This is a genomic window from Microbacterium sp., assembly GCF_041909575.1.
GTDB lineage: Bacteria > Actinomycetota > Actinomycetes > Actinomycetales > Microbacteriaceae > Microbacterium.
On record NZ_JAYRDE010000100.1, the window covers coordinates 1 to 11,160 of the forward strand.

4 protein-coding genes are annotated in these 11,160 nt (G+C 70.8%); all 4 read right to left on the bottom strand.

Annotation, left to right across the window (positions count from 1 at the left end; genetic code table 11):
• Positions 1–749, bottom strand: a 749-nt coding sequence (locus ACE3O1_RS12450; RefSeq protein WP_374315502.1) for an AAA family ATPase, incomplete at its 3' end; no start/stop codon positions are given.
• A gap of 37 nt (positions 750–786) precedes the next feature.
• Positions 787–6,849 carry an Ig-like domain-containing protein gene (locus ACE3O1_RS12455; RefSeq protein ID WP_374315504.1) on the bottom strand — a complete coding sequence of 2,021 codons (6,063 nt, stop codon included), beginning with the start codon at positions 6,847–6,849 and terminating at the stop codon, positions 787–789.
• A gap of 173 nt (positions 6,850–7,022) precedes the next feature.
• Positions 7,023–9,368 carry an ATP-binding cassette domain-containing protein gene (locus ACE3O1_RS12460; RefSeq protein ID WP_374315506.1) on the bottom strand — a complete coding sequence of 782 codons (2,346 nt, stop codon included), beginning with the start codon at positions 9,366–9,368 and terminating at the stop codon, positions 7,023–7,025.
• Positions 9,369–9,649: 281 nt separating this feature from the next.
• The coding region (locus ACE3O1_RS12465; protein ID WP_374315508.1) for an FAD-binding oxidoreductase at positions 9,650–11,160 on the bottom strand (1,511 nt) is incomplete at its 5' end.

Consider the following 11,160-nt stretch of genomic DNA (forward strand, 5'->3'; position numbering starts at 1 on the left):
GACACGCCCAGGCGGGTGGCGGCATCCGTCCTCGTCGCCTCGGAGAGCTGCGCGGTATAGCGCAGCACCGCGGACTCCGTGTGCACGGTCGCCGCGAGATCGGCCATGTCGGCGACCGCTCCGGTCGTGATGATCGCGGACAGGCTCGCCGCCGGGTTGCGGTCGGCGGCGCCGGCGAGGATCCGCTCGGCGGCGGCGAGATCGGGGTACCCGATCGACGTGCGCACGAGGAAGCGGTCGAGCTGCGCCTCGGGGAGCTTGTAGGTTCCCGCCTGCTCGATGGGGTTCTGGGTCGCGATGACGAGGAACGGCCGCCCGGCCTCGTGCGTCACGCCGTCGACCGTGACCCTCGACTCCTCCATCACCTCGAGGAGCGCGGACTGCGTCTTCGGCGAGGCGCGGTTGATCTCGTCGGCCAGCACGATCGACGCGAACACCGGCCCCTTGTGGAACTCGAAGCGGTGCGACGCCTGGTCGTAGATCGTCACGCCGGTGACGTCGGACGGCAGCAGGTCGGGCGTGAACTGGATGCGGCTGCTCGTGCCCTGGACGGTCGCGGCCAGCGCCTTGGCGAGGCTGGTCTTGCCGGTGCCGGGGGCGTCCTCGAGGAGCACGTGGCCCTCGGCGAGCATCGCCGAGAGCACGAGGCCGACGACCTCGCGCTTGCCGAGGACAGCACGGTCGACGTTGTCGATGAGGCGCGCGAAGGTTCCCTGGAACCAGGCGGCCTGTTCGGGGGTCATGGTCATCGTCGTGTCTTCCTTCTCGTGGCGGAGCGCAGTCGCGTCACCATTGCGTCGTCTCGTATCTCGTTCCGTTCAGGACCACCCACACGTTCGCCCCGGGCATCCCGTAGTAGCACTGCAGCTGAGTGCTGCCGTTCGCGGGGAAGTTCACCGGGCCCTCCCAGGTGTTGAACTTGCTCCCGTTGCCCCAGCACTCGTAGCGGTAGCTGCCGGCGGGGAAGTCCCGCGTCTGGACCTTGAAGAACGCACACGAGGAGCTTCCGCAGTTCTCCTGCCCGACGGCGCTCGTCCCGCGCTCCACCCAGGCCCGCGGCTGCCGCGGCTCGTCGACGGTGGTCGCGGCGGCCGAGGCGATCCCCGACCATTGACCGGCCGCGTCCTGAGCCCTCGCCTCGACCGTGTGCCGGGTGCTGTAGGCATACGTGTTCGTCCGCGAGCCGTTGTTCGCGACGTTCTGCCAGTTGCCGCCGTCGATGCGGATCTGCATCTGCGTGATGGCCCGGCCGTTGGGTGCCGGCTCGTTCCACGTGAACGTGATGTCGCGGCCGTTCGCACTGGCCCCCACGGAGGGATTGCGCACCGGGCCGTACGGGATGACCTGGTTCGAAGGAGCCGATTCGGCGCCGTCGTACCGCACGCCGTCCATCGCGGTGTAGGCGCGCACGCGCACCGTGTAGGCCTGGCCGTTGTTCAGGCCGCCGATGGTCCGGCCGTCCCAGTCCGCCCGCCACGCGTTGCCGTTGAGCGAGAACTCGTAGCGCAGCTCGCCCGGGTTCGCGCCGTTGCCCGGTGCCGGGTTGTAGGTCACGTCGATCGTCGAGTCGCCGCGCGGGGTCGAGGCCTGCACGTTCGTCGGCGCTCCGGGCGCGACGAACGCGCGGCGCGGCGCCGACGGGGCGCTGTCGGCACCCCAGCCGGCCTTGTTGCGGGCCGCGACGGTGAAGGTGTAGTCGCTGGTCGAGGCGTCGATCGCGAGCGCCTGCGACGTCTGGCCACCGGGGACGCTCAGTGTGCTGACGACCGCCCCGCCGCGGATCACGTTCAGGCGGTACTCCGCGATCGCGTCGCCGTTGTTCGGCGGTGCGACCCACGAGACGCGCATCTGGGCCTGGCTCCCGACGGGGTCGAGCCGCTCCGTGGTCGGCGCGGCCGCCGCATCCGGTGCGCGCGCGGGGACCTCGGTGGCCGACCACGCGCTCCAGCTCGACGGCTCGGGGGCGCGGTTGTGCGCCTGGACGCGCACCTGGTAGGCCACGCCGTTCTCGAGCCCCTCCCAGACAGTGCTGTTGCCGACGAGTCCGGTCTTCTGCACGATGCCCGACGGCGGGGCCGGCGAGATCTCGAGCGTGAACGTCTCCACCGGCGAGCCCGGTGTGGTCGGCGTGACCCACGACACCTGCAGGCTGCGGTCGCCGAACACCAGCGTGGGCGGGTTCGGGGTGTCGGGACGGGCGTCCGGCCGCGCGGTCTCGGACGGCGCCGACGGGTCGGACGGGCCGACCCGGTTGACGGCGACCACCGTGAAGTTGTACTCGACGTTGTTCGTCAGGTTCGAGAGTGTGCAGGTCGTCGCCGCGCACCGCTGGGAGTAGTTCCCGGCGGTGGACGAGACCTCGTAGTGGGTGATCTCCGCCCCGTTGTTGGACGGCGGCGTCCATGAGAGCACGACCGTACGGTCCTGGACGCTCGAGACGGTGGGCGTGCCGGGGGCGTCGGGCTTGCCCTGCACGGTGAGCCGGATGCGTCCCTCCACCTCGCGGTCGGGGTCGCCCGTTGCGTCGGCCACGCGGTAGCGCACCACCATCGTGCCGAAGAACTCGGAATCGGGGGTGACGCTCACCTGATCGCCCGAGATCTCGGCGACGCCGTTGCCGGTCTCGCGGATGACCGTGACGAGCTGCAGCGGCGTCTCGGGGAACGGGTTGACGTCGTTGCGCAGCACCGGCACCACCACCGTGTCACCCTGGTGCGCCTCGGCGACGATGTCGTCGTTCGCGGTGGCGAGCTCTCGGGTGGATGCGGTGACCCGCACCGTCACGGTGCCCTCGACGGGGTCGGTCTCGCCGTCCGAGATGCGGATCGTCAGGCGCTCGAGCGTGCCCTTGGGGGTGTCGGATCCCGCGCTCACGCGCAGCTCCTGGTCGGCGACGCTCGCCGACAGCCCGTCGGGCACCCCGCCCACGATCTCGTACCGCATCCCGTCGATGTCCTCGGGGTCGGGGTCGGTCGTCAGTGCGCGCAGGTCGAGAGTCGTCGGATCCTCGCCGGGCGCGACATCCATCTGCCCGTCGACGAACTCGGGCTGCTGGTTGTCCGGCGGCAGCACCGTGATCGGCATCGTGAGAGTGGCCTTGCGCCCGTCGGGGTCATCGGGGCCGGAGCCCGTGGTGACCTCGAAGGTGAGGGCGTCCTGGCCGAAGTAGCCCTGCTTGGACGTGTAGACGAGGGTCGTCTGATCCTTGACGAGGTTCGAGCCGTCGGAGTTGACCGCGCTGACCTTGGCCGCCTCGGTGATGACGACGCGGCCGCCGCCCGCCGCGCGGACGTGGTCCTCGAGGGGGAGCTCGACGGTCTCGCCGCTGCGCACCTCGATCGCGTCGGTCGAGATGAGCGTCGGCGGCAGCGACGAGAGCGAGGGGACGTGGATGAATGCGGATGCCGTGGACCCGTCGAGATCGGTGACGGTGTAGGTGAGGATCCGGTCGGTGTCGTCGAGCTCGATCCGCACCGAGCCGTCGCCGAGCACGCGCGCGCCCGTGCCTGCCACCGCGACGTCGAGATCCTCGACGGTGCCGTCGGGGTCCTCGTCATTGGCGAGCACCTCGACGTCGACCATCGCTCCCTCCACGTCCACGGCGCGCACGTAGTCGTCGCGGGCGATCGGGCGCAGCAGCGGCACGTCCTCCGAGACCGTGACCTGGATGACCGCGGTCGCCGTCGCTCCGCGGTCGTCGCGGATCGTGTACTGCACCGACGTCTCGATCTCCTCGTCGGGGGCGGTCACGAGGACCCGGTCGCCGGACACCCTCGCGTCGAGGCCGTCGACCTCGGGGATGATCAGGCCGTCGCGCAGCACCGAGAAGAGGTCGCCGTCGGGATCGGAGTCGTTGGCGGCGACCGGCACCGCCACGGTGCGGCCGGGTCGCATCACGACCGCGTCCTTGGCCGCGTACGGCGCCTGGTTGGCGCTCTCCGCGGGCGCGACGCCGATGCGGATCGAGCCCGTCGCCTCGGCTCCGAGACGGTCGCGCACGCGATACGTGAACGCGTCCACGCCGCCGGACTCGTCGAACGCCTCGTACACGATGTAGTTGGAGCCGACCTCGACGACGCGTCCCTTGTCGGGCGGGGAGGCGATGCCCTCGAGCCGGACCGAGTCGCCGTCGGCGTCGATGCCGTCCAGCGGCACGGGGATGCGGACCTCGCTGCCGACGAGGGCGCGGGCGACGATGTCGCGGGGCCGCGGCGCGGCGTTGGTCTCCTCGTTGACCGGGAGAACCTGGATCGTGACGTAGCCGGCATCCTTCTGCCCGGTGCTGTCGATGACCTCGTAGGTCGCGTAGACGGTCCCCGGCTCGTCCGATGCGCGGAAGCGCACCACGTCCTGGGAGACGAACATCTCGCCCTCTTCGGGCTCGATGAGCGGCGCGACGAGGTCTGGCGCGACGTGGATCGCGTCCCCGTTCGGGTGGTAGTCGTTCTCGAGCACCGGGATGTTCACGACGTCGCCGGCACGGACCACGACCTGGTCGTCGTTGGCGACCGGCGGACGCAGCTGCGAGGGGGCGGGGATCGGGATGACGATCACCTCGCCCTCAGCGGACTTCAGGCCGTTGGACACCCGGTACGAGATGCGCACCTGGGTGCCGAGCGCGGCCTGATCGCTGATGCGGAGCGTCTCGTGGTTGAGCACCGCCACCGTGATGCCGGAGTTCGGCTCGACCGTGACCGACTGCACCACCAGGATGCCGCCTGCCGGATCGGAGTCGTTGGTGAGCACGTTGACGAGCACCTCGCCGCCGCTCGGGAGCAGCGCGACGTCGCGCACCGCGATCGGGGGCAGCGTGGTGTCCGCCTCGGCGAGCACGTCGACCCGCACCAGGCCCTCGGCGTTCTTCGCTCCCGCCGCCACGAGGTACTGGACGTAGTAGGTGCCCGGCACATCCGACCGGAAGGCGAAGGTCTTGTTCGCGAAGTCGGGGGTGATGGTGGCGCCGGCGACCTCGTCGACGCGCACGAGCCGGAGCTGCTCGCGGCCGGAGCTGGTGTCGTTGGCGAGCGGCGCGACCGTCGCGACCTGACCCGCCTGCACGACGACGCGGTCGGCGTTGGTGACGGGGTCGGTCGATCCGACCGGGCGCACGTCGAAGCGGACGATGCCGGCCGCCTCCTCGTCGCCGTCCGAGACGACGATCTGCACGTCCTTGCGGCCCTGCGTGCCGCCCACGGCCCGGTAGGTGATGCGGCCGTCCGAGGTGAAGTCCGCCTCGTCGCCCGGCGCAGGGGTGACCGACTGCAGGAAGACGTCGTCGCCGTCCGGATCGATCCAGTCGGGAAGCACGTTGTACGAGACGACGCCGCCCGCCTCGACGACGACGGTCGTGACGCGCTTCTGGACCGGCGCGGCATTGATGCCCCAGTCGTGCACGCTGAGGGTGACCGTGCCCGTGTCGGTGCCCTTCCGCCCGTCGTCGATGCCGTACGCGAACGACGTCGTTCCCGACGCGTTCTCGGGCACAGCGACCTGCAGAGCGGCGCCGTCGTTGATGGCGGTGACCTCGCCGAACGACGGCCCGCCGTCGGCGACCGTCGCGGTGAGCACGTCGCCGTCGGGGTCGCTGTCGTTGTCGAGCACGGGCAGCAGGGTGGTGCGGCCGGGGCGGACGCCGAATTCGTCGTCGGTGGCGACGGGCGGCGTGTTCTTCTCCGAGCGCTCGGGGAGCGTCGTCTCCACCGTCTCCTCGGTGGTCTGCTCGTCCTCCTCCGCCTCGCCCTCGGGCGGGGTGATCTCGTTCCAGTTGTCGACGCGCTGCATGCTGTCGCTGGCCATCCACGCCGCACCGCCGATGACGTCGTTGAGCACGACGACGTCGCGGTTCACGCGGAAGCGCAGGACCGACGTCGGGTCGAGCCCGTCGATGTCGGTCGTCAGGTCATCGGCCTCGCCGACGCAGTCCCGGATGAACGCGGCCGACCCGTTCCACGCGGAGTACGAGCATCCCTCGAGGAAGACCGGCGCCGCCGGCTCGCCCTGAGCCCCCGAGCTCGTGGCGACCGGCTCGGAGCCGTCGAGCGGGACGTGCACGAGCGACGACGCGGTCGCCAGGGTCACCGAGTCGTTCTGCGCCGACGGCTGCTGGAGGACGGCGGTCTGACCGCCCTCGACCTGCGTGCGGCGCCCGTCGACGAAGACCGTTCCGCTGTCGGAATCGAGGATCGCGGCGCGGTCGCCGACGGCCGTGATCGTCAGCGGCGCCTTCTCCTCGAGCCCTTCGACGCCTGAACGCTCCGGCTCCGCCGGGGCTCCCTCGGGGTCGGTGCGCACGGTGACGAGCTCGGAGGCTTCGGGCGAGACCGCGTAGACGGTGCCGTCGACGCCGGCCGCGACATCCGCCCCCTCGCCGAGATTCACGAGGGGCTCGGCCGCCTCGACCGCGAAGGACGCGATGCTCTGCGCCGGCACCACCCACAGGTCGCCCGAGCCGCGGTCGAGGATGCCGACGGTCGCGCCGCCCAGGACGACCTTCGCTCCGGCAGGGATGTCGGCCGACTCGGTCAGCGTCACCATCGCCGGGTCGACGGCGGTGACGCTCGCACCGCTCTCGTCGACGACGAGCACGTTCGCACCCGACTGGAGGATGTCGTACTCGCCGCTCGCGGTGCGCAGGCCGCCGTCGAGCACCTGCGATTCGTGGTTGAAGTGGCCGACGAGGAGCGCCGACTGCTTCGTCACCCAGACGCCGCCGTCGTGCAGGTCGACCTCGGTCGTGGGGTTGCCCTGGTACACGAACGCCATGGTCGTGATCGCCACCGCGGCGGCCGTCACGACACCTGCCGAGGCCAGTGCCCGCGGGCGTGCGCGAAGCCACGCGAATGACGTCATCGGACCTCGGCCTCCTCCGGCGGTCGGTGCATGCGTGGCGAGCGCAGCGGCAAGGGAAGCTTCAGCCTAACCCGGGTGGACCCGGGGTCTCATTGCAGGCTCCCGCCTCGGGAGATCGTATTCCGGGGTTCGCCTCGCCGCCCATGGGGACAAAGACCCATGCGGCGCGGCTGTCAGCCGGCGACGTACGAGCGCAGGTGCTGCGCCGTGAGGGAGTCGCCCGTCGCGACGAGCTCGGCCGGCGTCCCCTGGAACACGATGCTGCCGCCGTCGTGGCCGGCGCCCGGTCCGAGATCGATGATCCAGTCGGCGTGCGCCATCACCGCCTGGTGGTGCTCGATCACGATGACGCTGTTGCCCGCGGCGACGAGGCGGTCCAGCATCCCGAGCATGTTGTCGACGTCGGCCAGGTGCAGGCCCGTCGTGGGCTCGTCCAGCACGTAGATCGCGCCCTTCTTGGCCATCGAGATCGCCAGCTTCAGCCGCTGGCGCTCACCGCCCGAAAGGGTGTTGAGCGCCTGGCCGAGCGTGATGTAGCCGAGCCCCACGTCGATCATGCGCATCAGGGTGGTGTGCGCGGGGCCTTTGGTGAAGAACTCGGATGCCTCGCCCGCCGACATCGCCAGCACCTCGGCGATGTTCTTCCCGTCGAGGGTGTACTCGAGCACTTCGTCGCTGAACCCGGAGCCGTTGCACGTCTCGCAGAGGGTCTCGACCGTCTGGGTGAAGCCGAGCGTCGTGATGATCACGCCGAGCCCCTTGCAGGCGATGCAGGCACCCTCGGAGTTCGCGCTGAAGAGCGCCGCCTTCACGCCGTTGGCCTTCGCGAAGGCCGCGCGGATCGCGTCGAGGATGCCGGTGTACGTGGCCGGGCTGCTGCGGCGCGACCCCTTGATCGGCGACTGATCGACCACGACCACGTCGTCGAAGGCGGGGACGTTCCCGTGGATGAGCGATGACTTGCCCGATCCGGCGACGCCGGTGACGACGGTCAGGATGCCGAGGGGGATGTCGACGTCCACCTTCTTGAGGTTGTGCTGCGTCGCTCCCCGGATCTCGAGCGCACCGCGGGCGCTGCGCGTGGACTCCTTCAGCCGCGCGCGGTCGCCCAGGTGCCGACCGGTGATCGTTCCGGACGCCCGGAGCCCGTCGACGTCGCCGGTGTACTGGATCTCGCCGCCGCCTCGGCCCGCGCCCGGACCGAGGTCGACGACGTAGTCCGCGATCTCGATCACCTCGGGCTTGTGCTCGACGACGAGCACGGTGTTGCCCTTGTCGCGCAGCTGCTGGAGGAGCGTGTTCATGCGCTGGATGTCGTGGGGGTGCAGGCCCGCGGTCGGCTCGTCGAAGACGTACGTGATGTCGGTGAGGGCGGACCCGAGGTGGCGGATCATCTTCGTGCGCTGCGCCTCGCCGCCCGAGAGCGTGCCCGACGCGCGATCGAGCGAGAGGTAGCCGAGGCCGATGTCGACGAACGATCCGATCGTCTGACGCAGCCCCACCATCAACGGGGCGACCGCCGGATCGTCGACCGTCTCGAGCCACGCCGCGAGATCCGAGATCTGCATGGCTGCGGCATCCGCGATGTTGATGCCCTTGATCTTCGACGACCGCGCGCCCTCGTTCAGGCGGGTCCCGTTGCAGCCGGGGCAGGGCATGAACTTGACGGCGCGCTCGACGAAGGCCCGGATGTGGGGCTGCAGCGCGTCGCGGTCCTTCTGGAGCATCGCCTTGGTGATCTTCGGCACGAGCCCCTCGTAGGTCATGTTGATGCCGTTGATCTTGACCTTCGTGGGCTCCTTGTAGAGGAAGTCCTCGCGCTCCTGGTCGGTGTAGTCCTGGATCGGCTTGGCCGGGTCGACGAAGCCGGACTCCGTGAACCCCTTCACCATCCAGCCGTCGACGTTGTAGCCGGGGATCGTGAGCGCGCCGTCGGCGAGCGACTTGGTCTTGTCGTAGAGCTCGTCGAGGTCGACGTCGCTCTTCTCGCCGAGGCCCTCGCAGTCGGGGCACATCCCGCCGGTGATCTCGAAGCTGCGGCGCTCCTTGACCTTCTGGCCGCCCTTCTCGAAGGTCACCGCGCCGGCGCCCTTCACGGAGGGGATGTTGAAGGAGAACGCCTGCGGCGAGCCGACGTGCGGCTGGCCGATGCGGCTGAAGAGGATGCGAAGCATCGCGTGGGCGTCCGTGGCCGTGCCGACGGTCGAGCGGGAGTTGGCGCCCATCCGCTCCTGGTCGACGATGATCGCAGGGCTGACGTTCTCGAGGGCGTCCACCTCGGGGCGGTTGAGCTGCCCCATGAACTGCTGCACGAACGTCGGGTAGGTCTCGTTGATGAGGCGCTGCGACTCGTTCGCGATCGTGCCGAACACCAGCGACGACTTGCCCGACCCGCTCACGCCGGTGAAGACGCTCAGCCGGCGCTTCGGGATCTCGACGTCGACGTTCTTGAGGTTGTTCTCGCGGGCGCCGACCACGCGGATCACCGCGTGCGAGTCGGCGATGTGGGGCTCGGTCATGAGGTCCTCTCGATCGATGGCGACCCTACAGTGTGCCTCCCATCGCGGACACCGCGCTTCCTCATTCCTGCTCGATCCCCCTCCCTTTCCGCGGGGAGGGGACGGCTCTGCCACTCACCGACCTTTCGGGACCATAACTCCTGCACGTCGGCGTGCGGCGGCACCGCGCGCCGCGGAATCACGGGACCCGCGTCGCCACGGTCAGCCGAACTGCAGGAGTTATGCGCCGTGGGAGCGGTCAGCGGGGCGACGCGTCAACGACGACGAGCGGATGCCTCGGCTCAGGCCGCGGCCCCCGCGTCCAGCGGTTCGACGGCGAAGTTGTCGCGGAAGACGCAGGTCGGATCGTAGGCCGCCTTGACCGCACGCAGCCGCGCCAGAGTCTCGGGCGGGAAGGCCTCGGCGATGCGCTCGGGCCGCAGCGACGAGTCGAAGCTCAGGTACATCCCGTCGATGTGGTCGGCGAGGGCGCGCCACTGCGCGTCGAGCCGGTCGGGGTGCGAGCCGAGGGCGGCGACCGAGAAGTTCGCCGACCGGTGGGTGTACGCCGTCTCGTCCTCGGCGACGTCGGCGACGGCGCCGCCGACCGCGCGCAGCTGGAAGAACGGGACCGCGCCGGATGCCAGCATCCGCTCGACCGCCGCCGCGAACTCAGGCGTGACGTGCTCGATCAGGCCGGAGCGCGAGTGCGGCTCGCCTGCCCCGTGCTGCGGGCCGAGATCGGCGTTCGCCATGACCTGCGCGTACGTCGTCAGCTGCACGGACTGCTGCGCGAGCGGCGCGAGCTCGGCGAAGGGCTGCAGGCGCGCGATGATCGTGTCGGGGTCGTCGGAATCGACGATCCCGTAGAGCTGCACGATCTGGGGCTGGCCGGGCCGCGGGGCTCCGGTGAGCAGGAAGAGCGTGAGATCGCGGGGGGATGCCTCGACGATCCGGCCGTAGCCCTCGAGGAAGCCCGCGACGTCATCGACCTGGAATGCGAGCTGCGCGTACCCCACCTCGCCGACCTCGTCGACCTCGAACTCGAACGAGGTGACGATCCCGACGTTCGCGCCCGCGCCGCGGATCGCCCAGAACAGATCCGGGTGGGACGAGGCATCCGTCCGCACGATCGAGCCGTCGGCCAGCACCACCTCGGCGGCCCGCAGGTGGTCGATCGTCAGGCCGTGCTCGCGGGCGAGCAGGCCGATGCCGCCCGCGGTCGCGAGACCCCCGACCCCGACGCCGCCGTAGTCCCCCGACGTGAGCGCCCAGCCGCGCGCACCCAGCGCCGCGGCGACACTCGCCCAGCGCGCGCCCGGCCCGATGCGGACCAGGCGCCGGTCGGCGTCGAGCACCTCGATGCCGTCGAGCCGGCGCAGGTCGATCACGATGCCGCCGTCGTTCGTGCTGCGGCCGCTGATGCCGTGGCCGCCGCTGCGCACCGACAGCGGGAGATCGGGATGCCGGCGGGCGAACCCGACGGCCGCGGCGACCTGGGCGGCGGATTCGGGCTGCAGGACGATGCCCGGAGCACCGCCGCGCATGTACGTCGCCCGCACGTCGCCGTATTCGAAGTGCCCGGGCTCGATCGCGCGCAGGCCCGCAGGGACGTCGTCGTAGGCGATCCCGTCGCGGCGTGCGGCGAGCTCAGCCGCCGAGCGCACCGGCGCCTGCGACGTGCCCCGGGCGCTGCGCTCGCGCGCGACGAGCTCGCGCACGGCGGGCGCGACCTCCTCGCCGAACTCCCGCAGCGCGCTCGGGTCGTCGCCGGCGAGGATGAACGTTCCGATGCCGTCCTCGAGGGCCAGCG

Excerpts from the sequence above, each read along its gene's own strand:
- ACE3O1_RS12455 (WP_374315504.1), bottom strand. The coding sequence starts at position 6,849 with ATGACGTCATTCGCGTGGCTTCGCGCACGCCCGCGGGCACTGGCCTCG.
- ACE3O1_RS12460 (WP_374315506.1), bottom strand. The coding sequence starts at position 9,368 with ATGACCGAGCCCCACATCGCCGACTCGCACGCGGTGATCCGCGTGGTC.